Here is a 25602-nt window from a genome sequence, read left to right as displayed (position 1 = left end):
CATGAAAAAATCAATCAAATACCTTTTAGCAATTGTCTTCATTGGCATGAGCTTTATAGCCAATGCTCAGCAAGGCAGAAACCTGCAATTCTTCAGACTGGCAGGTCAGGACGGGCTCAACATTTTTGAATCTTCAAAAGAGGATACGGTGGAATTTACAGGCACTAAAGTGAGAATCGGTGGTGACTTCGCTATTCAGTTTCAGGGTGTTGATCAGGACAATACCAGTATGGCGGATACATTGGTGGAGCTTGGTGGCAATTTTAATTTACCTACAGCTAACCTGGATCTGGATGTACAGCTGTATGATGGGGTAAGAATGCACTTAAGAACTTATTTATCTGCAAGGCACCATGAGGAGTCATGGGTAAAAGGTGGTTATCTGCAAATGGACAAGCTTGATTTCATTAAGCCCGGATTTCTTGAAGGTTTAATGGAAATAGCAACCATAAAAGTTGGTCTCGATGAATTCAACTACGGTGATGCACACTTCAGAAGAACAGATAACGCTAGAGCGATTTATAACCCTTTTGTAGGTAATTATATTATGGATGCATTCTCAACTGAGGTTTTTGGTGAAGTTACAATACAGAAAAACGGCTTCATTGGAGTAGTTGGTTTAACTAATGGTAAACTTAATCAAAGCACTGTTGTAAACGACAATTCTGATAATAAAGCATCTTTCTTTGGAAAACTGGGTTACGATGATCATATATCTGATGACCTTAGACTACGCCTGACAGGCTCCTGGTACATCAATAAAGGCAGGTCTACGGGAGGTTACTTGTATGGTGGTGACCGAGGTGGTAGCAGGTATTACAATATTATGACCACTATCGATGGAGACGGAAACGACTTTGAAGGAAGGTTTAACCCAAGATTTAGTGAAATAACTGCCGTTCAAATCAACCCCTTCGTAAAGTTTAAAGGTCTTGAGTTCTTTGGCATTTATGAAGTTGCCAGCAACAGCGACGACCAGGGAAGTGGCTCATTTACACAGGTAGCAGGTGAAGTGATTTACAGGTTTGGCGGACAGGATCAGCTTTACGTAGGAGGCCGGTACAATACGGTATCCGGCGAAATGGCAGATGGGACACCAACTATGGAGATAAATCGTTTAAACATTGGCGGTGGCTGGTTCCTTACCAAAAACATTGTAACCAAGTTTGAATACGTATCTCAAAAGTATGAAGGTGACGGCTGGAATGGCTCCAAATACCAGGGTGGTGAATTCAATGGTGTAATGATCGAAGCAGCCATAAGTTTCTAAGCTAAGACCATGAATATCTTAAGTGTCATTTTACTCCTGGTATCTCTGACAGGACCTGTAGGAACCGAATCATGTTTAGTTATTCAGAAAAGAAGTATCACTATCAATGGTGATACTTCTCTGGGAGGTTTCAGTTGCGATTACGAAATATCAGGAGTAAATGACACTTTATATTTTGACAACCTTCCTTTTTCTCCATACAGCTTCACCATCCCGGTAGAAGCGTTCAGGTGTGGTAATTTTCTTTTAAACAGAGACTTCCGGTCTACCCTTAAGGCCGATGAATATCCGAAAGTAACGGTTCAGGTACAGAGCCTTGAAGAAAAGGACAAAGGTTTGTTAACCGGCTGTATTAAGCTATTGTTAGTGGGTAAGTATAAAACACTTGATGATGTAGAGTTCTGTCAAAGCTTTGCAAATGGCAGGCAGGTGCTCACTGCAGATTTTGTTTTTTATGCTTCAGAATTTAAGCTGGAGCCTCCTAAAAAGCTGGGTGGCCTGGTGACTACAAGTGATAAAATGAACATATCAGTATCGCTTGTTCTCGACCATTCTCCTCACCAAAGCCCCTGCTTATCAAACTAAATAGCCTCAGCGTCAGGTAAGGATCGTTGTATTTTTTTTCAACTCCACCAGCAGAGCCTCCGGGTCAGTGATGTTTTGCTCAAAAATAAGTTTGGTAATTTTCCCTTCAGGTTTATTAAACCTCCTCTCAAGCGCCTCGGAATTGCGATAAATAACAGGATCATTGTTTAGATCATTCAGCATTTCCCTGATTAGGCTCAAAGCCCTGCTGTCATCAATTTGGTCCCAGTCTGAAATCTCTTCGATAGCAAGAAATCCGGCAAAACTCTCCAAATCCTCACTTCGCCAGTAGTTATCCAGGTAATCCCGGTCCACTTCATGACCGGATATCTCAAAGATCTTTTTTATAGTTTCATTGGTCCCTTTCTTGCCCTGCTCATATTCCCGGACGACGCGCATGATCTCATCTTTTTTACTCATAGGTGGTTGTGGCTTTTTACGGTAAAAAATATTGTTTTAAGGAAATGATACAACCCTATCAATATAATAATTTATTGTTCAAGTTTGAACATGTTTAATCTATTTTTTACAGCTAATGCCTTATAAAAACATCTATCATTTTGGATTTCAGGCTTATCCTGCAGGAAGGTTTTTACTTTTCCTTGTTACTAATAATATGGCTGTTATAATTGATCAGGCTGGCGTCAATGGCCTGTACTACTTGCATGATATAAATTAACCGATATACTAACTTCTAAAGCTAACCATACAAATGATCATACTTATTCAAACGGGGACGTTCCCGCTGTAAGCCGGAACTACACCCATTTTACATCCGGCATCATGCAATTTATCTCATACATAACGCTTATACTTCCTGTTTTTGCCTTAATTGCATCAGTGGCTGGGTGCTCTCCTAAAATCTCGGGGACTTCCCTACCAATAGATTCCCTTCAGGAATTTTCATATTCGGGCGATCAGCATATGCCGGAGAAATGGTGGACCTCTTTTGAAAACCCTGACCTCAATACACTGGTGGACAGCGCCCTGACCTCTAACTTTGAGTTAGAAAGTGTATGGCACCAACTGCTGGCAGCCAGAGCCGTGGTAAACAGAGAGACCTCCAACCTCCTCCCGGACATAGAAGCTACAGTACAAAGTGCCATAAACCGCCCTCAGCCAGATTTCGTTGGAGGTGAAAATATTCGTTTCGGACTGAATGCTGCCTATGAAGTAGACCTCTGGGGCCGGATCAGGTCGCAGGTAGAAGCCGAACGCTTCCGTGAAAAAGCTTCATACGCTGACTATCAAAGCGCTGCTATTACGCTTTCGGCAGAAATTGTACTTACGTGGTATCAGATTATAGCGGCCCAAAATCAACTACAACTGGTTAATGAACAGGTAGACACCAATGAAAAAATTGTCAAACTGATCAGGGCAAGGTTCGGCAGCGGGCTTATCCGTGGCGTGGATATACTTCGTCAGCAACAGCTCCTGGAAGCAACCCGGGAACAAAAGATTGTGGCCGAATCACGATTTGAGATTTTGAAACATCAGCTTGCGGTGTTGCTTGGCAGGCAGCCGCAGACTGATTTCAATGTTTTGTCTTATGAGCTGCCCGAACCTCCTCCTCTGCCCCAAACAGGTATCCCAATGGAGCAGATACGCAGGCGCCCTGATGTGCAGCAGGCGTACAATCTATTAAAAGCGGCAGATAAAGACCTGGCAGCTGCCATCAGCAACCAATACCCGCGGCTGTCGCTCACTGCCACTGCCTCTATGAGAGCAAATAATGCAGATGACCTTTTTCAGAACTGGGCCAGATCATTAGCCGGCAATCTGGTAGCCCCGCTTTTCTACGGAGGCAGGCTTAGCGCTGAGGTTGATCGCTCTGAAGCAGTAAAGAACCAAAGACTTTATGAATACGGCCAGACTGTGCTCATTGCTTTTCGAGAAGTAGAAGATGCCCTGATACAGGAGATAAAACAAAATGAGAGGATTGAGGTTCTAAAAGAGCAGCATGACCTGGCCAGAAAAACATATGAGCAGTTACAAACAGAATATTTTAATGGTCTCAGCAATTACCTGGATGTGCTCACGGCACTGGGGCAGGAGCAGCAATTGCGCAGGGAGCTCATAGCTGCAAGGTATTCATTGCTGGAATTCAGAATAAACCTCTACAGATCCCTGGCAGGAGGCTTTGATACGGAAAGGGAAACCGAAGATGAATAAAAAAAAGACACTGATCATATGTCTGGGAATATTGCTTGCAGGAGCAATTGTTACTGCTATTATTTTCTTTACCGAACCCAAGGCCATCCGGTCAGGAGCTACGAAGGATACGGCTATGCTTGTAGAGGTAACACAAGCAGAATATGGAGATTTCCGTCCGACGATTGTAACTACTGGTACCGTGCAGCCTGCTAAAGATATTATGCTAAGCCCCCGGGTAAGCGGACAGGTAACAAGGCTCTCGGAAAATTTCGTTCCAGGAGGATTCGTAAGTAAAGGAGAAGTACTTCTGCAAATAGACCCGGCAGATTATCGAAATACGCTACAGCTAAGACAAAGTGAGCTCAGCCAGGCCCGGGCCGACCTTGATATTGAAATGGGACGACAGGATATTGCAAGAATGGATTACCAGCTTGTAGGTGACACTTTATCCAATGAAGATGAGGCTCTGGTACTGCGAGAACCCCAGTTAAATGCCATAAAAGCACGCGTCAGGGCAGCTCAAGCTACCGTAGACCAGGCAAAGTTAAACCTCGGACGCGCGACTATACGAGCTCCTTTTGATGCTCATATACTCGAAAGAAATGTGAACGTAGGCTCACAGGTGGCTCCCGGAAATAACCTGGGCCGGCTTGTGGGCATGAACACGTATTGGATTGTAGTGACTGTACCCGTTTCCCAGCTTCGCTGGTTGTCATTCCCCAAAACCCGGCTTTCCAAAGGGTCGCTGGTAAGGGTACATGACCGCTCGGCCTGGCCTGAGGGTGAGTACCGCACCGGTTATCTATACAAAATGGTGGGAGCTCTGGATAACCAGACCAGGCTTGCCCGCGTCTTGGTAGCTGTTCCGGATCCTTTGGCGCACCGAGCAGATTCCTCAACTCTTCCCAGGCTCATGATCGGGTCATTTATGGAGACCCGTATCGAGGCCAATAAAATTGAGAATGTGATCCGCCTGGAACGCGATTATGTTCGCAACAATGAAACGGTATGGGTCATGAACAATGGCAAACTACGAATCCAAAATGTCAGCATATTGCTCCACGACGCCAAATATGCCTATATAAAAGAGGGCCTTTCTAAAGATGACAGCATTGTAACCACCAACCTGACAACAGTCGCTGAAGGGGCTCCGCTTCGCATCAGCAAACCTGATAGTACGGAACAGGCGTCGTTATCCGATACAGTAACTGATACCATGCACTGATGGCTGTGTCTAATTCACATAATAAAAAGGATCACTCCGGAGCCATAGGTTACATGACCCGTAATCCTCTCGCAGCTAACTTACTGATGATCATACTACTTGGTGGTGGTATCTGGACCATGTTCAATATTCAAAAAGAGGTATTTCCTCAATTCCAGCTGGACATGGTGGAAATCCGGGTGGTATATCCCGGGGCTGCCCCGGCAGAAGTGGAAAAAGGGATTTTGCTACCCATTGAAGAGACTGTGAGAGGCGTACAGGGCATCAAGGAAATTACCTCAACTGCCGAGGAAGGCTCAGGAACCGTGTTGATAGAACTGGTAGCCGGCACTGAACGTATGAAGGCGTTTCAGGATATTGATCAGGCTGTAAACCGCATCAGGACCTTCCCTGAAGATATTGAACAACCCGAAGTACAGCTGCAAGCCAGGCAACGCGACGTAATGGAGCTGGGCCTGTATGGGAATGTTGACATCTGGACGCTGCGAAAGCTGGCAGAACGGTTGCGTGACAGGTTACTCAGTAACGAAGGTATCACACAGGTAGAGATTGGAAATGTACCCCGGTATGTAACACATGTGGAGATCTCCCGGCATAAACTCAGAGAGTACAGTCTTACTCTGGGCGAAGTGGCCGATATCATAGAGCAGGCTAGTGAAGACATTCCTGCCGGTGCGGTAGAAACCAATAGTGGTGAAATTCTTTTACGCATGAAGGAGAGAAAGCAGTGGGCGGATGAATTCGGGACCATAGATATCGTCACATCTCCTACCGGCGCTACTGTAAAGCTTGCCGATCTGGCTACCATAACGGATGGCTTTGAAGAGGAAGGATTCCATGCTCAATTTAACCGCCAGCCGTCAGTAGAGATACAGATATACCGAATTGGTGATCAGTCTCCTCTGGATATTGCTGAGACGGTGGAAACCATACTCAGGGATTTTGAAAGCTCGCTGCCACCCGGCGTGAGGTACCGCATAGACAGTAACCGCGCTGAAGATTACGAAGAACGGCTTTCTCTCCTGACTGAAAACGGTATACTCGCCGTCCTCATCGTTTTGGTAATACTCTCGCTTTTTCTTGAATACCGTCTGGCCTTTTGGGTAATGATGGGGATGACCGTTTCATTCATCGGGGGCCTGACCTTTCTGCCGGTAATAGGGGTAAGTATCAACATGATTTCCATGTTCGGATTCCTCGTTGTACTGGGGATTGTGGTTGATGATGCCGTAGTAGTAGGTGAAAACATTTATGAATTGCGCCAGCAAGGTATGGATTACCTAGATGCTGCCATTACTGCCACGAAAGATATCTCAAAACCCGTATTGTTCAGCATACTGACTACCATTATCGCCTTTGTACCACTGCTTTTTATACCCGGCACCACAGGCAAGTTCTGGTGGCCGTTACCTGCTGTGGTCATTACTATTCTGGCTGTTTCATTGATTGAAGCCTTATATATTCTTCCCGCCCATCTGGGGCATGGATCAAAAAAATCATTTAAAGTAGCCAGGTACATTGAAAAGTGGCAGCAGGCTTTTGCTAAAAAATTTGACCGGTTTGTTGACAAATACTACAGGCCGTTTCTGGAGCTGTCTCTGCAGCACAGGTATATTACTTTGTGCTCGGCACTTACACTGCTTCTTATCGTGGGGGGATATGGCTACAGCGATCATATGGGTATCATCATGATGCCCGAAGTATCGGCCGATGAAATTGAGGCGGGTGTAACGCTCCCGGTAAGCACCACTCCTGACCAGGCTGCCAAAGTAGCCAATGAAATTACCGAATCGACGTATCGGATGTTTGAAAAGCATAATCTGTATAAAGCTGCGGAAGGAATTAAAACCAATGTCCGTGGCCAGAATTTCATCGATGTGGAGATAGTAATGAAGCCACCAGATGAGCGAGACATGACCGCACAGGATGTAATTAACCTTTGGCGGGACGAAATTGGCGAAATAGAGGGTGTGGACCAGATCACTTTTGAAGCGGAAAGAGGCCCCGGAGGATATCAGCAGGATATCAGTGTAGACCTGAGCCATGCAGATATTGATGTACTGGAAAAAGCAAGCCAGGCCTTCTTCATGCGTGTTGAAGCCTTTGAAACTACGCGTGACGTGAATGATAACTACAACAAGGGCAAAACCCAGTTTGACTTCAGGTTACTTCCGGAAGGGCGCAATCTGGGACTCACCCCTTCAGAGGTCGGGCGCCAGGTAAGGGATGCTTTCTTCGGGGCTCTGGCCATGCGCCAGCTGCGCGGCACTAATGAAATAGAAGTCCGGGTAAAACTTCCTTTGGAGCAAAGAAAGGATATTCACAATCTGGAGAGCTTCCTTATCAGGGCTCCGGGTGGCACTGAGGTACCCCTGCTGGATGTAGTAGAAGTAAGCCAGCGGGAGGCCTTCACATCTATCAATCGCCGTGATGGACGGCGCGTAGTAACTGTCGGAATGGATGTGGAGCCATCAAATGCAGTAACCCGTGTGCTGGAATCCATTAAGCAGGAAGTACTGCCTCAGCTAAGGGCAGACTTTCCCGGTATCACCTGGAGCTTTCAGGGCAGCCAGGCAGAGATGAGAGAGTCAACACAGGCGCTTTGGGGTGGTTTTGCCCTGGCTATGATGATCATATATGCCCTGTTGGCTTTGGCCTTTGACAGCTATATCCAGCCACTTATTGTGATGATTGCCATACCTTTTGGGGCTGTAGGCGCAGTAATAGGCCATATCCTGCTGGGGTACGACCTCTCACTGGTTAGTTTGATGGGTGTTATTGCTTTATCGGGGGTGGTAGTGAACGATTCACTGATCATGATTGACTATGCCAATAAGCGCCGTTCTGAGCAATCTGCTTTTGATGCCATCCATGAGGCGGGGATCAGAAGGTTCCGGCCCATCATCCTCACCACATTGACTACCTTCGGGGGGCTCACCCCTATTATTATGGAAACATCAAGGCAGGCCTACTACCTGATACCGATGGCCATCTCTCTTGGCTTCGGCATCATATTCGCCACATCTATTATTCTTCTTATTGTGCCGTGCCTCTACATGGCCCTGGAGGATGTTGTAAAGAAAATAAAAAAGTAGGTACATATGATCATAATCATAAACGTGTTCACAGGGATGGTCTATCTTTGTCTTTCAATGGTTTTGAATTATGAGTGAGCAAAAAGAAATACAATCCCGGGAAGAAATAAAGCAAATGGTGGATAGCTTTTATGCCAAGGTGAATGAAGACGAGTTGCTGGCCCCGGTTTTCAACGATTTTGCGGGTGTGAATTGGGAAAAGCACCTCCCCGTTATGTATGATTTCTGGTCAACTGTACTACTCGGTGAAATGAGTTATAAGGGCAATCCATTTTTAAAGCATATCCCGCTTCCTGTTGACAGGAAGCATTTTGACCGTTGGCTGAATCTATTTCTGGAAACTATTGATGAGCATTTTACCGGAAATATAGCTGAAGAAGCCAAACACAGGGCCAGAAGTATTGCGGGTATATTTCAGCATAAGCTGGCTTCTATCAACCGGCAATAGAAGCCTGTAGCTCCTGATGAAAAGTGGAAGCCCTTGCGAGAGACATCCGCTGTGCGGTGAATTAAGTATTCAGTGATCGGTGTAATAGTAATTGGTGATTGTGTAAAGCCAGTTCAGTTTTACCAATATTATCTCCCAACGCAGTCTCCAGAGGGTATTTTTTCCGGAACCCAAAGCCAATATGCAGGCTTATCTGACGTTAAAATGATGACAACACAGAACCTAAAACCCATGTAGTTGTTAATCAATTAATGGAAAACGAGACAACTTATAAAGAAAACCAGGAAATAGGCAATGCCATCACCCATGGGATTGGAGCATGCCTGGCCATAGCAGGGCTTGTGATGCTCATATTACTGGCCTATTGGGAAGGCACAGCGACTCATCTGCTGAGTTTTACCATATTCGGTAGCATGATGGTGGTGCTCTATCTGGCTTCTACCATATACCATAGTATCAAAGATAAAAAACTAAAATCCGTGTTCAGGAAACTGGATCATATGTCCATATACCTCTTTATAGCAGGCACCTATACCCCGTTTTGCTTTGTTCTGCTCACAGGGTCTACCCAATGGTTTATACTTGGCGCAGTATGGGCCTGTGCTTTACTCGGAGCCATTATGAAGATTTTCTATACAGGCAGGAGAGATTTACTTTCTACCTTATTGTACATTTCAATGGGGTGGATAGGGATGATCTTTATTGACACCCTTTACAGCATGATGTCTGTTCAGGGATTTGTATTTCTACTTACGGGTGGCTTATTTTATACCGTAGGCACATTTTTCTATATGAAAAACAAGATCCGCTATAATCATGTTATCTGGCACTTGTTCGTATTAGGCGGTAGTGCCTTTCACTACTTCTCCGTGCTGAGCCTGCTACCGACGTAAAATATTCTAAATAGATTTGCTAAATACAGGGTTGGCTCCTGCCTTTGCCTGCTTGAGCCTCATATCAAGTACCATAGCTATATTTCTTATAAAGGCTCTCCCGGGTTCTGTTACCTGAAGCCTGTTGATGGTCAGTGTAACTAACCCTTCCTTTTGCATGACCAGGAACTGGCCCAGTGCCTCTTTGTCCAAAATACCCAACAGTCCGGATTCAAAGTAAAACTCTCCGGCACAAAGCAGACTCAGGATATGCTTTTTGATCAAAAGGTCTTCGTCCGTCATCGCATGGCTTTTGCTCATGGCCAATTGTCCGTTCAGTACCTTATCCTTATACTTTTCGACCACCTTTTCGTTTTGCATGTATCCATATTTAGCGTCGCTAATGGCAGAAGTGCCCAAACCGATCAGCAGGTCAGTATTAAAAATGGTATATCCCATAAAATTTCGGTGCAACGACCCATTTTCGGATGCTTTAAAGAGCTCATCACCAGCCAGGGCAAAATGATCCATGCCAATATCGCTATAGCCCAGGGCGCTGAGTTTTTCTTTACCCAGGTCATAAAGCCTGCGCTTATTTTCATTATCCGGCAAGTCTGCTTCGGAGTATCCCCTTTGCCCCGGCCTTATCCATGGTACATGTGCGTAGCTATAGAAAGCTATCCTTTCCGGCATGAGTTCCCCTACCCGATCGATGGTGTTGGCAATACTGTCCGGCGTTTGAAACGGAAGCCCGTAAATCAAGTCAAAATTCACAGAGGTATAACCGGTTTTCCGGGCAGCTTCTGTTACTGACCTGACTTTTTCAAAAGGCTGTATTCTATGAATCGCCTGCTGGACTGCAGGGTCCAGATCCTGAATACCAAAGCTCACTCTGCGGAAGCCGCAGTCATAAAGCGCCCTCAGATGATCTTCGGTAGTATTATTCGGATGACCTTCAAAACCAAACGCGTGGGCCGGATGTACATCGGCGTCTTTCAAAAGCCCCTCCATAAGGCGTCGCAAATTTTCAGGACTAAAAAAGGTTGGTGTACCACCGCCTAGGTGCAACTCTCTAATCACCGGCTTTTCGTTCCACTGGTTCAAATACATCTGCCACTCTGCCAACACAGCATCTATATATTCCTCTTCCACTTTATGGTTTTTGGTAATTCGAGTATTGCACCCGCAGTAGGTGCAAAGGCTTTCACAAAAAGGAAGATGAATATACAGACTTATCCCCTTTTGCTGATTACTTTCTTCAAATGCCCTACTTACAAGATGCATCCAGTATTGCTCACCCAGCACCTCGCGGTCCCACATAGGTACCGTAGGATAGCTGGTATACCGTGGAGCCGGTACATTATATTTCCTGATTAATTCCTCAACATTTACATTCATAAGCCCTCGAGTTTATTACAAAACTAAAGGGCCCTATGCGTTTATTTTATGATCTGGTTCAGATCAGAATATGATAAAACTCAGCTATATCCGTAATTAAAATTTAGTTTCTACCGGTTTTGCTGACCGCAAGATTCAGGCTTAAAATAGCCAGCAATACAGTAAGGGGAGTAAAGATCACTTTTTCATAAATATTATTGGAGGCTAAGTTGCCAATGGTATTGAGCAAAAACAGAAAGAACATGATCCACAGAAATCCTTTAATCAGGCCGGGTTTGACATTACTCTTTATAATACCTCCGTGGAGGCAAACCACCAATAACATGGCTATATTAATGGCAATGGAAATTATCTCAAAAATCACCATTCCCGAGGTATTCTTTAGTCTTCCTCCCCATACTATTTCAAAGGGTATAAGTCCGGTCAAAATAAGCAGATGAAAAGCTATAACAATACTTAAAATGGTCAATAGAAGAAATGTTGCTTTCTTTTCAGGAATCCGTTTCATTTTTTTAAAGCTTGAATTTTCAGAAGTAGTAAAATACAAACGCCACCTTACCCAGCATCTTTTATTCATTTCAAAAGCTCTCTGCTCAGAAGATGTGCGGATATTGGAGGCACAGTCAGCAATTCATAATCGTCCCTGCGTAAAGTCCAATATACTACTAATGCTCTTTAAAACTAGCAGCAGTTTGATAACACACTGCCTGAAAGGATGTTTCTATTCAGTTTTATTCCATCAAAACAAAAAAAAGGCTGAACCAAAATACCTCCCGGACTTTGATCCAACCTCTTTTTAATAATAATTTAAAAACTATGATTAATTTACCTGCTCAGATTTCAACCACTTATGAGCAGTCTCAACAGAGTCAAAGTATTTCATAATGCCCTGTGCGGCATTTCTCTCGATATTCTTTACATAAAACTCTTTAAATACATCTGCATCCATGATGATAGCTACTCTTTTAAGTCCGTAAGAAATAGCTTTAGGAAGTATTTCCTTTTGCATCCAGGCAGATGTGGCAGGCCCGACAATACCTTCCTTTCTGATATCCGATAACCAGCCAGTAGCACCGTACTCCTTTAAAAACTCTACACCTTTGGTAAACATTAAACGATAAGTGGCGTCGTCCTGATACTTTTTCCAGATCAACTCTATTGAGTTTGTTTCTTCGTTGAACCGGAGGTCTGCCTTATCATGCTCCAATAGTAATTTCATAATTGTTTTAGTTTATTGATAGTTGTTTCAGTTCATGATAATTAATGGTTAGGCTGGTTAAAAGTTTTGAATTTTATGCGGGTTAATAACATAAATATAGCACATGGTAACCCAATCCAAAAAGCTTCTGACAGTAATACTTGAACACCCCATTTGCTGAAGAAATTACCAACGCCAATAGGAGATACCTTTATTGGCCTCCAGGAGAAAAAGTAACGGGTATTGTCAAAGGGTGAAAAGAATGCAACGCCCAAACCTCCGCTGGTCAGAGCGTCGAGCATACTATGTGAAGCCGTGCATAAAAAAAAGTAAGATATGTAAGTCAGTGCTTTTACCCCATTCAATTTGGGGCGATAAAATAGCATAGTAATAATTATGCCTGTAACCAGTGCAAATGCAAATGAATGCGTAAAACCTCTATGGCCCCAAAATGCCTCATAAGGGATACCGAGTTTAAAACTGATCACATCAGCATCCGGCAAAACAGAGCACACCGCCCCAAGGGTGAAAAACTTTACATTTTTAAATTTTGAGGAGTAGCCAGTACCCAAACTGACTGCAACCAGTGCATGCCCAAAAGCTGACGCCATACCTATCTTGTTCTTGTGTCAAATAGTGAATATTGCCGGCTTTAAGCACTCTCCTGATCACCAGGCAATATCAGGCATGCAATATAAGCTTTCTATATCTTTCCCTTGACAACTTCCACCGTCTAACAGGCTGCTCAAAGTTGATATTACCGGGTGTGGTGATGTATTCCTTTTCAAACTGAAAACCTACCTTTTCAAGTACTCTGCTCGGCGAGGGGTTTAAGGCATAAGGTTCGCAATATAGATTCTCCAGTTTCAGGTTTTCAAAAAAATACGGCAGCGACATTTTCACTAGCTCGGTACCTATTCCTTTGAGGCGCTTTTCCTGGTCCCAAAGATGCAGGTGCATATACGCTTCCTTGCCGTAAATGATCTTATTTACGTTTGAATGCCCAATTTCTTCCCGTTTCACCATCCATATCAGTGCATAGGATGATTTGCGTTCAAATGGCAAGGCAATATTGGTAGCCAGCATATCTGACATTTTATGGCGTGCAGGCATTCTTTTTATATCTGCTCCCATCTTTTCCAGGTGGTCCCGCGACAAGTTGAACCAATAATCAAGCACCAGGCTGATATCCCTTTTTTTAATTTCCCTTACAGATAACGTCATAATTATTTTTTCGGGGCGAGTGAAACAAAATCCTAGTTTAGTGATTGCGATTCCAGTAGCTGTATATCTTCCTTGTCGAGTTTAACCACCCCAACCGGTAGGCTACTGTTTATTTCCTGTTTTAAGCAGTCTTTTTCAGCCTCAGTAAAGCCTCCACAAAGCTCAACCAATTGTATACCCTGCTTCAAGAGCTCATTTGTAACTTTTATAGCCTCTTCTAACCCGGAAACCCCTATGATGGTGGTACTGAAGTCGTCAGAACTCAGAAGAGCACGCTGGCTGGCAGACGAATAGCTCTTGTGCTTTACTAAAAACGCATATTTTTTCAATACCCCCATAATCTGTAGTGTTGAAACGGTTTCAATTTAAATTAAATCCAATAAAGTAAAAATTCATAAGTTGTAGAACTTATTCCTCAATTATTCAAAAAATATGGGAGCCGGAGGCGCTTTAAATTCAGGGGCAACAGTGTCTATTTTTTTCAAGTGGCTCCTGTTTTCCTATTGCCATATAAGCCACTCACGGCTGTTTTCATGTTTTGGTTGCCTGTAAATGCTTACTTCTGCCAAATATAAAACGGATCTGAATTAAAGTGTATGCAGCAGCTCCAACTTATGTAAAAAGGAAAAAAGCAATAGAATATTCATTATTGTGTCTATAAATTCCTATTTTAAACAAAACAAGAAAATAGGAATTTCCCGTTAAAAAATTTATGTAGTATAAATAGACTCCGAAAAACCTTTCTTTATATATTTTCCCACATTCACCATCATCCTTACATAAGCATTATTTACATGTTTAAACAAACATTTTAAAGCATTTCCTAATCATTTTCACCCTAATTTTACACCAAATACTGATCGTTAATCACTGATTTACATTTGATTATACGATTAATAACACTTATCTCACATCTGCTTTCTTTTATCAAATACCTACGCAAGGGGCGTAATATTTGAACAATTTATTAGTGTTTAAAACACAAAATTTGTAATTTATAAAGACAGCTTACAAGCATCATATATTACCGTTTCAGATAGTGATTCTGTTTTTCATACATTACCAGTTGTTTTTAATTAAAAATTAGTTGGCAAATAACATTTTTAACTTATGAGAAAATTCTACTTTTTAACAGGCCTTGCTATCTGGTTTATGATAAGTACCTCAGCTGCACAAGAAACTGGTAATGAAACTGACGAGCCTGATTACCTGGAGATGACCCTGGAAGAATTAATGAACATTGAAGTGGTATCAGCTTCGCAAAGCAAACAAAAAGCAACGGATGCCCCAGCCACCATTCATGTGATCACCGAAGAGCAAATCATGGAGCGTGGCTATTTTAACCTTGAAGAGCTGCTGGAGGATATTCCCGAAATAGAAATTCAAAAAAAGTCAGTTGCCGAGTATTCCAATTATATCAGTGTCAGGGGAATTGCCGGAAATGAAAAGTTCCTGATCCTGCTTGATGGTATACGCATAAATTCTATGGCTGGCACCCCTCACGTTGTGGGTGCTAATTACTCCCTGGCCAATGCCAGGCGGGTAGAAATCATACTGGGCCCTGCGTCAGCCTTGTATGGAGTAGATGCCTTTAGTGGTATTATAAACATAATTACCAAAACAGGTGATGAAATGGGCTATTCAAAACTCAGGGCATCATATGGTAATTTCGGCACTACTGATAATGCACTAAGCCTGGGTTATGGAAATGAGGATTTTTCATTCAACTTAACAGGTAGCTATTACTATTCTGATGAACCTTTCTTTCCTGACTATTATGAAGATGAGTATGCCTGGTATACTAACCAATACTCAGAAAACGGCAATATGAGACTGGCGCCTTTTTTACCGGATGTAATCGTGCCTACCGGTACACCCAGAGAATATGAAACGCCTACTGAAGCGTACTTTATTGATGTCGGTATAAATGCAAAAAATATTGAGGTCGGGTACACCAGAAACCTTGAGTCGCACAACTCATCCATGGGCATGAGACCTGAATATAATATCTATGCCAGGGATGCCGTTTATGAGATTCTGATTGAGGATATATATGGCAAACATACTTTCACCTCTCAAAGTGAGAAATGGACGATACAAAGTAACCTCTATCTGGGCTCTTATGAATTAACGCCCGACAGTAAATTCTTAAACACCTTTACCAGCTACCGCAACGGTTACAAATATGCCTTTCATCGTGCTTTTACCATCAGGGAGCAGGCCTCTTATAAATTCAATGCGCAATCCTCGATCGTCGGAGGTATCTCCTTTCAGGATATTAATGCTCTGGCAAAATCCGGGGACCTGCCTTTTAGATTTGACAAGGATGTACCGGCCGACCTGCAGAACCTGTATTACCTCGGCACTAATACTACGGATATGAATGGCAATGATCTCACCATCAATCAGGACTTCTATTACATTACCCAACGTAATTTAGGTGCATTTGCCCAGTATCAAAACAAGTTTAACGATGCGCTGAGCCTCACGCTGGGTATGAGATATGATTACAACACCAGGTATGGCTCAAGCTTCAACCCGAGGGCAGGCCTGATATGGTCAGCTTCCAGCGACCTGAAAATCAAATTGTTGTACGGTGAAGCATTTCTTGCACCTTCAGTTTACAAAGCCTATCAGCACTATGGCAGCTTTATTACCGTTGATGCTGACAACAACAGTACGAGCAATCCCGACGAAACGGTTGGTCTGTTTGGTCCTTTCTGGCATCTCACCAATCCGGACCTGGAACCCGAAAAGCTGCGAACGGTAGAAACCGGGGTGTCTTATGTTAAAAATAATATCAGTTTAGCGTTTGACGGTTACTACAATGATATTACAAACCTGATTACCAACTCCCTGATTTTTGATCAGTCGTTTAATGGTGTAGAGGTGGACGCCGTTGAAGTGCCTGTAAATAAAGGTGAAGCTTATACGTATGGTTTTACTGCCAAGGTGGACTATTTTTATCAGACCGGCAGGGTAATCCTTAAAAATTATCTGTCGTATTCGTACTCTGATGGTGAAATAGAGGACAACCCGCTCTCCTACAGTGCACAACATACCGTAAAGGCAGGGGTGGTTGCCAAAATCGGAAAATTCAGCATCAACCCGAGAGTAATATACAGGAGCGAATCCCTGCATGGCATACTGCGAGACGCAAACGGCGACCTGGAAAGCAACGATAGCTTTGCCTTGGTCAATCTATTTAGCCGCTACACTTTCTCAGATAAGCTTTCGGCTTTTGTGAAAGTCAGGAATTTATTTGACCAGCGATATTATAATGTATCCTTTGCCCAGGATGAAGGTTTTGCCTCTACACCTCAGGATCCTATCAGGGTTTTGGGAGGTGTTACTGTCAAACTCTAAACCTATAACTAATAAAGGGTGGCACAGTTCCTCGTGCCACCCTTTTCGATTTTTTGGTTAAAGATTAAGCCGGTAAATCATAACTTCTCCTATGTCATTCTGTGCTGTACCAAAAAACAGACGACCACTGATGCTTTTCAACAGACTTACTTCAGGGTAATCCCAGGGTATTTTATGCCAGGTCTTTGCATAATCGTCAGAAATCCAAATTCTATATTGCCCACCATATGTCCGGGCAAACATAACGATCATATTGTCCATAACCGTGATATGATTGCCATTGACCCTGCGAAAGCCCGGATTGTACGTTTCTTTCCAGACACCATTATCCCACATATAAAAATATGCCCTGAAATTACTATTATGTACGCGGGTGATGGCCATTAATTCTCCATTCACTACCAACAGTTTATCTACATCCATATCAGAAGGTATACCGGAGGTTGAAGAAAATGTAGTGCCATTGCCTGTTGTAATTACAGGACTACCTCCAGTCTGGCTGCCCTCCCCGTTGGCTGAACCTATGAATAGCTGACCATTAAATTCAACCATAGAAGACACTAATGTACGAGGTGCAGGGAGTTGATGTAATCTTCTCCATGTGCCACCGCCTGTCCACCGGTACACCTCACCTACGGTAGTGCCAAGGCCGGTGCCTGCAAAGGTTACATTATTGAAGTCTGCAAAGCTATAAATGGATGATGGAGGTCCGGATACCGAGTTGTTCCAGGTCACTCCCTGATCTTTGGAGTAATAGGCGGAGTTGTCTCCACACCAGCCCGAGCCGGTAAACATAATCCTTTGGAAGTTAGCAAATATTTCGGGTACACTATTGGTCAGTGGCAAGCTCTGAATAAAACTGGCTTCAATTGCGCCGCCGGAAACTTCGTCGAGCCATAAAGCTGCCGGAGTACCGCCACCACATTCAGCACCTTCGTTGCGCGTAGCAATGGTAAAACTGAAAGGACGGTAAGGTACAGCCTCCATAGCTTCTATTCGCTCTGGTATTATGCCATTGTGTTCAGGTATTTTGGTGACCACCTCAAACTCAAACTTATCCTCCAGCAGTACAATCAGAGGATCATCCCTGAAAGCCCTTAATTCATGGAGCTGGTAATTTTCCTGAACGGGTTTATAGCCGGGTTTACTTACCGTAATGGTATACTCCTGGTACCGGTCAGAAACAGACACCAGGTTTGTACCTTCCTTCAGATCTGTTTCAAGGATGTCTCTGAACCGTGTGGTAATGGATAGGTCAGCATTGGTAGTTTGGTACCTGTCGCTCTCATAATTATAAAACATTGGGCTAATGGCAAAGTCTATTACCATCATTTCGTTGAAACCAAAGCTGCCATAACCGAATTCGCTTGCCACACTTCCCTCTGTGGATACTACCTGAGGCGACCACTTTGCGTTCTGATAGATACTCACATTAAACCTATAGGGCAGGGGCAGGTCAACCAGGTGCGCTTTCTCCGAGCCTTCCACCGGACAAACATACACCACCTCCATGTCATTGTTTATGACTATAAATTTGGTAATATAATAAGTGCCCGTTTTGAAGGAAAGCGGCTTGGTGGTATACTCTCCTTCAAAATTGTAAAGAGGCATTTCCTCGTTGGAGTACATACTGTTTCCCGATTCGTCTTCGATTGATATCACGATAGCTCTTATGTCTTCAGCTTCAACAGCCGCCTGTCTCCCCGATTCGTTTTCCGGGTCTGCCACATTAAAACTGAATTCGACTTGTAGTTCGCGTTCCGGGTCAACGTCTTTCTGACATGAACCCAGGTACAGTACACTGATAACACATAGTGTAAGTGGAATAAGATTAGTTGGTTTTCGCATAGCTTTTAGCAGTTAGGTGTGAGAAATGGTTTGTGCAAGCAGAGATTGCCCCAATAACCGGAACGGCAGGATAATTATTAGCCAACAACAAACTTTTCCAATTAACCACTCAAAAGATTAATTGTTTATGTTTTTAATTAAAAAAATTCTATTACAACCGCAATCTCCGTGCTAATGGCTTTATACCGTTTCTTCCTGCAAATTATTTTTCGAATAAAATTATCTACTGACATAAGGCTGTCACTACCGGCGGTTTTCTTTGTTAAAAATCGTTCTCAAAACCATATAATTTTTAAAACAATGGAAAATAGCATTCAAGAAAAAACCGGAACTGCAATCACCTCCGAGGCACTTTTAGAAGATTGGCAAGGACACCGCCGCCTGACGCGCAGGGTAATAGAGGCATTTCCCGAAAAAGACCTTTTTGAATTTTCTATCGGAGGCATGAGACCCTTCTCAGAGCTGGCCATGGAAATGATCATGATGGCCGGCCCGGGTATAGAAGGTGTGGCAACCAAAAAATGGAAGCAATTTGGAGAGGGTACAGAAATAAGTAAGCCCAAAAGCCGCGAGGAGATACTCAAACTGTGGGATGAAGCCACGGAGAAAATCGATAAGCTCTGGCCAACCATACCGGCAGAAAGGTTTCAGGAAGTAGAGGCCGCATTCGGGCAGTATGAAAATCCTATTTATGCTACCATCTTATACTTTATTGATAATGAGATCCACCATAGAGGCCAGGGATATGTTTACCTGCGCGCGTTGGGTATAGAACCTCCCTATTTCTGGGAAAGATAATATTTTACAAAGGGCTTACCCACAAACCGGAAAACGGTTACGGGCAAGCCCTTCTTTAATAATCCCTCAATATGACAAGGCTGGTGCTTTATACAGGTATTCGTCCGAGTTCAATTGCTTCAGCATAAAGTCGGCAACATCGGCTCGTGATATTTTAAGTTTTGTAGTCCTGTCATTGTTTGCAAATCCATGCTTGTAAGCTCCTGTCAAAGGCCCGTCGGTAAATGCTCCCGGCCTCACGATGGTCCACCTAAGCCGACTGGTACGGATATGTTTTTCCTGCTCTTCATGGTCTTTAAAAGCCTCTTTCAGAAACCAGCCAAACATAATATATTTCCACAGGAAATTCAGGTTTCCCCAACTTTCTCCATTTCCCAATGTAGTTTGGCAGACCAGGCGGCTTACACCTTCCGCCTGCATAGCCCTGATAAGATTATACGTGCCTTCTGCCCTCACCCTACCCTTTCGCCCGGCACCCAACGCACAAAAAACGGCATCATGTCCTTTGACAGCTTCCTGCACTTCTTCAGGATTCAAAACATCACCCCCCTTCAGGCTCAGATTAGAGTGAGGAAGGTCGTCCAGCTTTTGAGGGTTACGCACAAAGGCGGTAACCTGATACCCCAAACCTAAGGCCTGCATTACCAACTGGCGGCCAATACTACCTGTTGCTCCAAAAATTATTACTTTCATAGTTTTCCCTTTTTCTTACAAAGGTGGCGGAGAAGTGACAGGGAAAATAGAATAAAAACGACATGCCGTGATGATCAGGCAGATGCACTCACCAAAATGCCTAAATCGAGCTATTTGATAGTCTGCGTCAGGTTATCCACCAGTTCCTTTGAGGTTCGTATATAATTGTTTGGCGTGAAGCCCGAAAACTCTTTAAATGCACGGATAAAATGGGATTGGTCAGAAAACTCAAATTCAAAAGCCACATCAGAAAGCTTGCCGATATTATTTTGCTTTAAATATCTTATTGATGACTGGAACTGGCATAACCGTGAATACAGCTTTGGAGTGATGCCTATGCTTTCCCTGAACTTCCTTTCTATTGTTCTCTCTGAGAGATTCATCCTTTTACTTAGTTCACGCAGTGAGAGCCTGCCGTGTGAAGCTGATATTTCGCTTATGGCAAATGAGACACTTTTATCGATAAAACCCTCATTGTCTTCGCGAAGGTCTTTCAGGGAGGAGAGCAATAAGCAGAGTTGATCATTGTATGATTCACTGTTCAAAAGCCTTTCCAGGAGTCGGTTACCCTTAACTTTGGCCATAGCGTCTATATCTATGCAGGTATTGGTTAATTGCTCTGCCTTAAGTCCAAATACAGTCTTCAAGGCATCAGGGTAAAAGAATATGCCTGTAGTTTTAAAGCTTCCTGATAGCTGCAGTGTACCGAATTTTGTAGAAGGCCCAAAAATAAACGCCGGAGGGAGCTGCTTGCCATCCCTGGAAAAGTTACCAAAATCGGTATGCTGAAAAATAAGGCCGGGGCTACTGTCCGCTATCAACTGAAAAGACTGTGGATCAGCCCCACTACCTTCATCATCTTCCAGCTTCCAGATGGACTGAATGAATGTTTCCAGGCCTGGTGGTATGGGGATTTGCTGGTATTTCATGACATCAGGATTTACTATGCCAAAACGGGAACCAAACAAAAATAGTTATACCTTGATTTCCTGTTTTTGCATCATTCGTTTTTCCGTTCATGCTCAAGCAACCATTTCTTTCTCTCCAAACCACCTCCGTAACCGGTCAGGCTTCCGTCTTTACCGATGACCCTGTGGCACGGCACTACTATAGATATCCTGTTGTGTCCGTTAGCAGAGGCTATGGCCCTTACCGCTGTAGGTCTGTACAGTCTTTCGGCCTGTTGCTGGTAGGTCGAAGTGGTTCCGTACGGGATATTCAGAAGTGCACTCCAGACTTGCTGTTGAAAATCTGTCCCCGGTGTGTGCAGGCTTACACTAAATTCTTTCCGCGATCCTTCAAAGTACTCTTCTATTTCTACCTTGAGTTGCTTCAGGTAAATATTCTCACCCGCCAGTATATTGGCATTCAGCCTTTTCTGAAGGTCCTTAAACTCAGTTTCGAGCATTCTCCTGTCTGTAAACTCCAACAGGCATATACCCCTGTCGGTGGCACAGGCATACATTGGCCCCAATGGTGTGGTGAGCCGGGTCATGAGTATCACATCTTTGTCCTTGCTCTCATCCGGGGCACTTCCTACAAGGTTTTTGAAAGTATATCCAAAGCCACTCAGCGATTCGTAACCAGAGTCAAAAGCTGAGCTGGTAACACTCTTCCCATTTTTAAGCTCCTGGAAAGCCGTATTGATCCGGATCATTCTCTGGTATGCCTGAAAGGTCATGCCATGATACTTCTTAAACCATCTTCTGATATTCTCAGGGCTCAGTCCTTTCTGCCTAAGGTTAAAATCCGAAATTTTTACTTTAGGCTGCTCCTTTAGCCATTCTAAAGCTCTAAGCACCTCTTCAGGTGGCTCTCCTGAATTTTCAGTAGGCTTACATATTTTGCATGGTCTGTAGCCATTGCGGAGTAAGTCTATTTGCTCGGTATAAAACTCTACATTTTCCAGCTTGGGTTTCCTGGCCCGGCAGGTTGATATGCAAAAAACTCCTGTAGTTTTTACCCCTACATAAAATACCCCAATAAATTGCTGATCTTTGGAGACTAATGCGTCGTAGTATTTTTGTATCTCTCTGTCTGATGTAACTAACATAGCTAAAATACCGGATTAAAGGATTTACTGACACCAATACTCATTAGTTTCTGTTCCAACTCGTGTCCTACGGCCTGATGTAAAAAGTTACCCATACTTATCCGTTTCACGCCTAGTAACTGCAGCTCGTCAAATCCTGGAAGGTTAGGCATGCACATAACATTAACCGGTAACGGTGTTGCTTTCACCACCCTGCCAATGTCCTCGGATTTTTCTACACAAGGCACAAAAATACCATCAGCACCGGCATTTTCATAAAACGGCAGTCTTTTTAATGTTTCTTCCAGGGCATTGTCGATCCCTATTAACCAGGCATCGGTACGCACATTCACAAAAAGCCGAGACCCGGTTTCGTTTTTATACCTGGTTATAGCAGTTATAATTTCTGCAAAGGCACTTGGGTCCAGCAGTTGCCTGCATCCATTATCCTTTATAACGGAATCTTCTATGTTAATACCAGCAACACCCATCTGAATCAACGCATCGACATTTTCAACAACCTCTATAGCATTGCGGCTATAGCCATTTTCAATATCAACGGAAACAGGTAATGAGGTGGAAGAAATAATACGCCTGACTATATATTGAAGTTCTGAAAACGGGATCTGCTCCCCGTCTTTGTAGCCAAGCATGCTGGCGATGGCAGCACTGGATGTGCCTACGGCATCGTAACGTAGTTTTTCAAAAATCCTGGCTCCCGGCACATCCCAGACGTTACCGAGCAGCAATGGTGCTTCATGGTTGTGCAAATCTCTAAAATCCATTGTTCTTTTTTTATACAAATCAAGAACAATGGGATTCTGCAGGCAACCGAAAAATTGACAAGTATTTTTTTTGCGTATCTATCTTTCGGGTTTTACATCAACGACAATTTTAACTTCCTTTTCCTGATCACCATAGGTATGGTTTGTGCGAGACATCCAGCTGTCTTCAAAAGCACTTCTACCCATAAAATGATCCGAACCGAATAATGTGTTGTACCTGTCACCAATCCGGTGAAATGGACCGCTTCTTTGCCTTAAGAGTATCATAATTCGTGGGGTTAAGTTTAAGTATATCCTTTGTATAGTAAAACATGATGTGCCTGATCATAGTTGCATTATTGGGACCTGATGTACCATAATAGGCTTAATTACATAATACACATGCCGTAAAACTGCTTACACCACCTTAATGCTTTTGGCTATTGACTGATCCTGAAGAATTTCATTTGATTTAACAGACGACCTGCGGTTATTATTTACCAGTCAAAACTCCTGCCCGGCACCCATCCTGACCAATATCGCTTTCAAAGCTTCCTTTCTTGAGCATAATCTCAAGCGCCATGAGGTCATTAGGCAGATGTCTGATAAATTCAGTCCGCACTCCCCTGCTGTCTGCTTTGGTTTGCCTGATGGCCTTCCGTTTCGATGAATCAGAAGCTTTAATAAATTACTAAACAGCACGGGCCCGGGAATATTATTGCTCCTTACCCGGGACTCACAGCCACTTTACTACCTGTTTTGGATGGTATCAACAATACCGGGCAGTCAAACTGATTAAGTGCGTTTTCATCATTTACCTCCCACCTCTCTTTAAACCTGTGCTTAATATTTTCGGTTAGTACTACCAGGTCCACGTTATATTTTTCTATCGCCATAGTCAGGCGGTCACTAATGAAACCCACTTCTGTAAGAAAGGAGTGTTTAATTTTAGCAAATTCCGGAAAGCGCTCTTTTAGCTCTTCTATCCGTTTATTTGCTATTTCCTCCTGTTCTTTTTTTAATGTAACTTTATTTATGTGTGCTTTATCATCATTACCGGAAATCAACCTGTATGTATATAAAACAACTAATTCGCTTTGGTTGGATTGGGCAATATCCAATGCAAATGACAAGGCATTGGCAGAAGATTCAGAAAAGTCAACCGGGCAAATTATACTTTTAAACATAGCTATTGATATAGATATCTTCTTTTTTTTGTACTAAAGTAGTGAGCTGGCTGTTGTTTCGTCATGAATACCCGTCATGGGTATTACTGATTTTTATCATATTTTTAATTTCGAAAGAAATTACTAGCATTAAACAAATTTTTAGGGGTGACACAAAAACATCAGGATACATATAAGTCCATATTTGAAGCCTGTGAAGAGGGAATATTGGTGGTGAATAAGGATGGGGCTATAGTGATGGCTAATACGGCTTGCAATAACCTGTTTGGATATCAGCCTGGTGAAATGATAGGCCTGAAGGTAGAAGACCTGGTACCTCCAAGCTTAAGAAACTCGCATGTAAAGGATCGTAGGACCTATGAGAAACATCCGTCTCCACGCCAAATGGGCAAGGGCAGGGATCTTTCCGGCCGCAAGAAAAATGGAAGTGAGTTTCCTGTGGAAATAAGCCTGAACCGCGCACAAATAGACGGCATCGATCATACGGTAGCCTTTGTAATAGATATTACGGAAAGAAAAAAAAATAGAAGAGGCCCTCAAGAGAAGTGAAGAGCAACTAATTGTTTATGCTGCCGAGCTGGAAAAAAGGGTAACCCAGCGGACTAAAGAACTGGACCTGACCATCAGCAAGCTGGAAAAGGCCAATGCAGAACTTGAGGAACAGATAATCATCAGAAAGAAAGCTGAGGAAGAAACCCAAATTGCCCTAAGCAGAGAACGGGAGCTGAATGAGTTGAAATCAAGGTTTGTCTCAATGGCATCGCATGAGTTCAGAACTCCACTAAGTACCATATTATCATCTGCCTCACTCATAGAAAGATATGTGGATCCCGGCACTGAAGAAAAAAGACAAAAACACGTTGACAAAATTAAATCTTCCATCAGCAACCTGACTGCCATACTCAATGATTTCCTTTCTGTATCAAAACTTGAGGAAGGTAAAGTAGAGCTATACAAAGAGGAGATTTACCTGAATGAAATGCTGCTGGATATAATCGACGAAATGTCTGCCATAACCAAGGAAGGACAGAAAATCAGTCTGATTTTTGATAATAACAGGTACTGCTTATATTCGGATAAAAAAATATTTAAAAATATCCTGATCAACCTGCTCAGTAATGCCATAAAGTATTCTGAAGCTGGGTCAAAGGTAGAGCTGGTGGTGGAAGAGAAGAATGATGGAATATTGCTAAAAGTATGTGATGAAGGTATCGGAATACCTGAACAGGAACAAAAGCATATGTTTGAAAGGTTTTTCAGGGCTACGAATGTTACGAATATCCAGGGTACCGGGCTGGGGCTGAATATTGTTAAAAAATATGTAGATATGCTGGAAGGCAGTATTTCTTTTACAAGCAAATCAGGAGAAGGAACCACTGTCAGTATCAGGCTTCCAAACGACAAACCCTAAAAGCGCTCTTAAGTATTACTAATATTAACTAGCA

General features: G+C 43.2%; 25 protein-coding genes. 11 read left to right on the top strand and 14 right to left on the bottom strand.

Going from position 1 to position 25602, the window contains the following annotated elements; genetic code table 11:
* The first annotated feature begins 1 nt into the window (after nt 1).
* The gene (locus LVD17_RS19540; protein ID WP_233760695.1) at nt 2-1270 is read left to right on the top strand and encodes a hypothetical protein; all 1269 of its coding nucleotides are present in this window, start codon (nt 2-4) and stop codon (nt 1268-1270) included.
* 9 nt (nt 1271-1279) lie between these two features.
* Nucleotides 1280-1855, top strand: a complete 576-nt coding sequence (locus LVD17_RS19535; protein WP_233760694.1) for a hypothetical protein — start codon at nt 1280-1282, stop codon at nt 1853-1855.
* Between the two features lie 12 nt (nt 1856-1867).
* Here the strand turns inward: LVD17_RS19535 and LVD17_RS19530 are convergent, their stop codons facing one another.
* Nucleotides 1868-2275 carry a hypothetical protein gene (locus LVD17_RS19530; protein WP_233760693.1) on the bottom strand — a complete coding sequence of 136 codons (408 nt, stop codon included), beginning with the start codon at nt 2273-2275 and terminating at the stop codon, nt 1868-1870.
* A gap of 363 nt (nt 2276-2638) precedes the next feature.
* Here LVD17_RS19530 and LVD17_RS19525 point away from each other — a divergent pair, with 363 nt between their 5' ends.
* The 5 genes from LVD17_RS19525 (at nt 2639) to trhA (ending at nt 9670) form a co-directional block, all read left to right on the top strand.
* Nucleotides 2639-4027 (top strand): TolC family protein, encoded by a 1389-nt coding sequence (locus LVD17_RS19525; protein ID WP_233760692.1) that lies wholly within the window; start codon nt 2639-2641, stop codon nt 4025-4027.
* The gene (locus tag LVD17_RS19520) at nt 4020-5234 is read left to right on the top strand and encodes an efflux RND transporter periplasmic adaptor subunit (RefSeq protein WP_233760691.1); all 1215 of its coding nucleotides are present in this window, start codon (nt 4020-4022) and stop codon (nt 5232-5234) included. The genes LVD17_RS19525 and LVD17_RS19520 overlap by 8 nt, the downstream gene beginning before the upstream one ends.
* Nucleotides 5234-8329, top strand: a complete 3096-nt coding sequence (locus LVD17_RS19515) for an efflux RND transporter permease subunit (protein ID WP_233760690.1) — start codon at nt 5234-5236, stop codon at nt 8327-8329. Before LVD17_RS19520 ends, LVD17_RS19515 begins: the two co-directional genes overlap by 1 nt.
* Nucleotides 8330-8399: 70 nt before the next feature.
* Nucleotides 8400-8777 carry a group III truncated hemoglobin gene (locus tag LVD17_RS19510; protein ID WP_233760689.1) on the top strand — a complete coding sequence of 126 codons (378 nt, stop codon included), beginning with the start codon at nt 8400-8402 and terminating at the stop codon, nt 8775-8777.
* A 251-nt stretch (nt 8778-9028) separates the two neighbouring features.
* Nucleotides 9029-9670 carry a PAQR family membrane homeostasis protein TrhA gene (trhA, locus tag LVD17_RS19505; protein WP_233760688.1) on the top strand — a complete coding sequence of 214 codons (642 nt, stop codon included), beginning with the start codon at nt 9029-9031 and terminating at the stop codon, nt 9668-9670.
* Nucleotides 9671-9676: 6 nt separating this feature from the next.
* Here trhA and hemN read toward each other — a convergent pair whose 3' ends face one another.
* The 6 genes from hemN to LVD17_RS19475 form a co-directional block, all read right to left on the bottom strand.
* The gene (hemN, locus tag LVD17_RS19500) at nt 9677-11047 is read right to left on the bottom strand and encodes an oxygen-independent coproporphyrinogen III oxidase (protein WP_233760687.1); all 1371 of its coding nucleotides are present in this window, start codon (nt 11045-11047) and stop codon (nt 9677-9679) included.
* A 103-nt stretch (nt 11048-11150) separates the two neighbouring features.
* Nucleotides 11151-11555: a hypothetical protein gene (locus tag LVD17_RS19495; RefSeq protein ID WP_233760686.1), complete on the bottom strand. Its 405-nt coding sequence runs from the start codon at nt 11553-11555 to the stop codon at nt 11151-11153.
* A gap of 312 nt (nt 11556-11867) precedes the next feature.
* Nucleotides 11868-12266, bottom strand: coding sequence for a hypothetical protein (locus LVD17_RS19490; RefSeq protein ID WP_233760685.1), 399 nt, complete (start codon nt 12264-12266; stop codon nt 11868-11870).
* Nucleotides 12267-12307: 41 nt separating this feature from the next.
* The gene (locus LVD17_RS19485; protein ID WP_233760684.1) at nt 12308-12856 is read right to left on the bottom strand and encodes a metal-dependent hydrolase; all 549 of its coding nucleotides are present in this window, start codon (nt 12854-12856) and stop codon (nt 12308-12310) included.
* A gap of 70 nt (nt 12857-12926) precedes the next feature.
* Nucleotides 12927-13469 carry a GNAT family N-acetyltransferase gene (locus tag LVD17_RS19480; protein WP_233760683.1) on the bottom strand — a complete coding sequence of 181 codons (543 nt, stop codon included), beginning with the start codon at nt 13467-13469 and terminating at the stop codon, nt 12927-12929.
* Between the two features lie 32 nt (nt 13470-13501).
* A complete protein-coding gene (locus LVD17_RS19475) occupies nt 13502-13807 on the bottom strand; it encodes a DUF6506 family protein (RefSeq protein ID WP_233760682.1) in 306 nt (101 codons plus the stop codon).
* Nucleotides 13808-14579: 772 nt separating this feature from the next.
* Here LVD17_RS19475 and LVD17_RS19470 point away from each other — a divergent pair.
* Entirely contained in the window at nt 14580-16835 is a 2256-nt protein-coding gene (locus LVD17_RS19470; protein WP_233760681.1) for a TonB-dependent receptor plug domain-containing protein, read from the top strand.
* Nucleotides 16836-16892: 57 nt separating this feature from the next.
* Here the strand turns inward: LVD17_RS19470 and LVD17_RS19465 are convergent, their stop codons facing one another.
* Entirely contained in the window at nt 16893-18683 is a 1791-nt protein-coding gene (locus LVD17_RS19465) for a sialidase family protein (protein ID WP_233760680.1), read from the bottom strand.
* Between the two features lie 300 nt (nt 18684-18983).
* Between LVD17_RS19465 and LVD17_RS19460 the strand changes: the two genes are divergently transcribed.
* Nucleotides 18984-19481, top strand: coding sequence for a DinB family protein (locus LVD17_RS19460; RefSeq protein ID WP_233760679.1), 498 nt, complete (start codon nt 18984-18986; stop codon nt 19479-19481).
* Between the two features lie 66 nt (nt 19482-19547).
* Here LVD17_RS19460 and LVD17_RS19455 read toward each other — a convergent pair whose 3' ends face one another.
* From LVD17_RS19455 to LVD17_RS19425, 6 genes are all read right to left on the bottom strand, one after another.
* Nucleotides 19548-20174 (bottom strand): NAD(P)-dependent oxidoreductase, encoded by a 627-nt coding sequence (locus tag LVD17_RS19455; protein ID WP_233760678.1) that lies wholly within the window; start codon nt 20172-20174, stop codon nt 19548-19550.
* A gap of 110 nt (nt 20175-20284) precedes the next feature.
* The gene (locus tag LVD17_RS19450; protein WP_233760677.1) at nt 20285-21103 is read right to left on the bottom strand and encodes a helix-turn-helix domain-containing protein; all 819 of its coding nucleotides are present in this window, start codon (nt 21101-21103) and stop codon (nt 20285-20287) included.
* 71 nt (nt 21104-21174) lie between these two features.
* Nucleotides 21175-22227, bottom strand: coding sequence for a bifunctional transcriptional activator/DNA repair enzyme AdaA (locus tag LVD17_RS19440; protein ID WP_305039575.1), 1053 nt, complete (start codon nt 22225-22227; stop codon nt 21175-21177).
* Between the two features lie 2 nt (nt 22228-22229).
* Nucleotides 22230-22991 (bottom strand): isocitrate lyase/PEP mutase family protein, encoded by a 762-nt coding sequence (locus LVD17_RS19435; RefSeq protein ID WP_233760676.1) that lies wholly within the window; start codon nt 22989-22991, stop codon nt 22230-22232.
* A gap of 78 nt (nt 22992-23069) precedes the next feature.
* A complete protein-coding gene (locus LVD17_RS19430) occupies nt 23070-23258 on the bottom strand; it encodes a hypothetical protein (RefSeq protein ID WP_233760675.1) in 189 nt (62 codons plus the stop codon).
* Between the two features lie 437 nt (nt 23259-23695).
* A complete protein-coding gene (locus LVD17_RS19425) occupies nt 23696-24157 on the bottom strand; it encodes a universal stress protein (RefSeq protein WP_233760674.1) in 462 nt (153 codons plus the stop codon).
* A 147-nt stretch (nt 24158-24304) separates the two neighbouring features.
* On the opposite strand from LVD17_RS19425, the gene LVD17_RS19420 reads away from it, so the two are divergent.
* Both LVD17_RS19420 and LVD17_RS19415 read left to right on the top strand, forming a co-directional pair.
* Nucleotides 24305-24706, top strand: coding sequence for a PAS domain S-box protein (locus LVD17_RS19420; RefSeq protein ID WP_233760673.1), 402 nt, complete (start codon nt 24305-24307; stop codon nt 24704-24706).
* 184 nt (nt 24707-24890) lie between these two features.
* Nucleotides 24891-25568, top strand: a complete 678-nt coding sequence (locus LVD17_RS19415; RefSeq protein WP_255702485.1) for a sensor histidine kinase — start codon at nt 24891-24893, stop codon at nt 25566-25568.
* Nucleotides 25569-25602 lie beyond the last annotated feature (34 nt).

This window comes from Fulvivirga ulvae, assembly GCF_021389975.1.
Classification (GTDB): domain Bacteria; phylum Bacteroidota; class Bacteroidia; order Cytophagales; family Cyclobacteriaceae; genus Fulvivirga; species Fulvivirga ulvae.
Note: the sequence above shows the minus strand (reverse complement) of the source record. Positions and strands in the feature narration are given on the sequence as shown.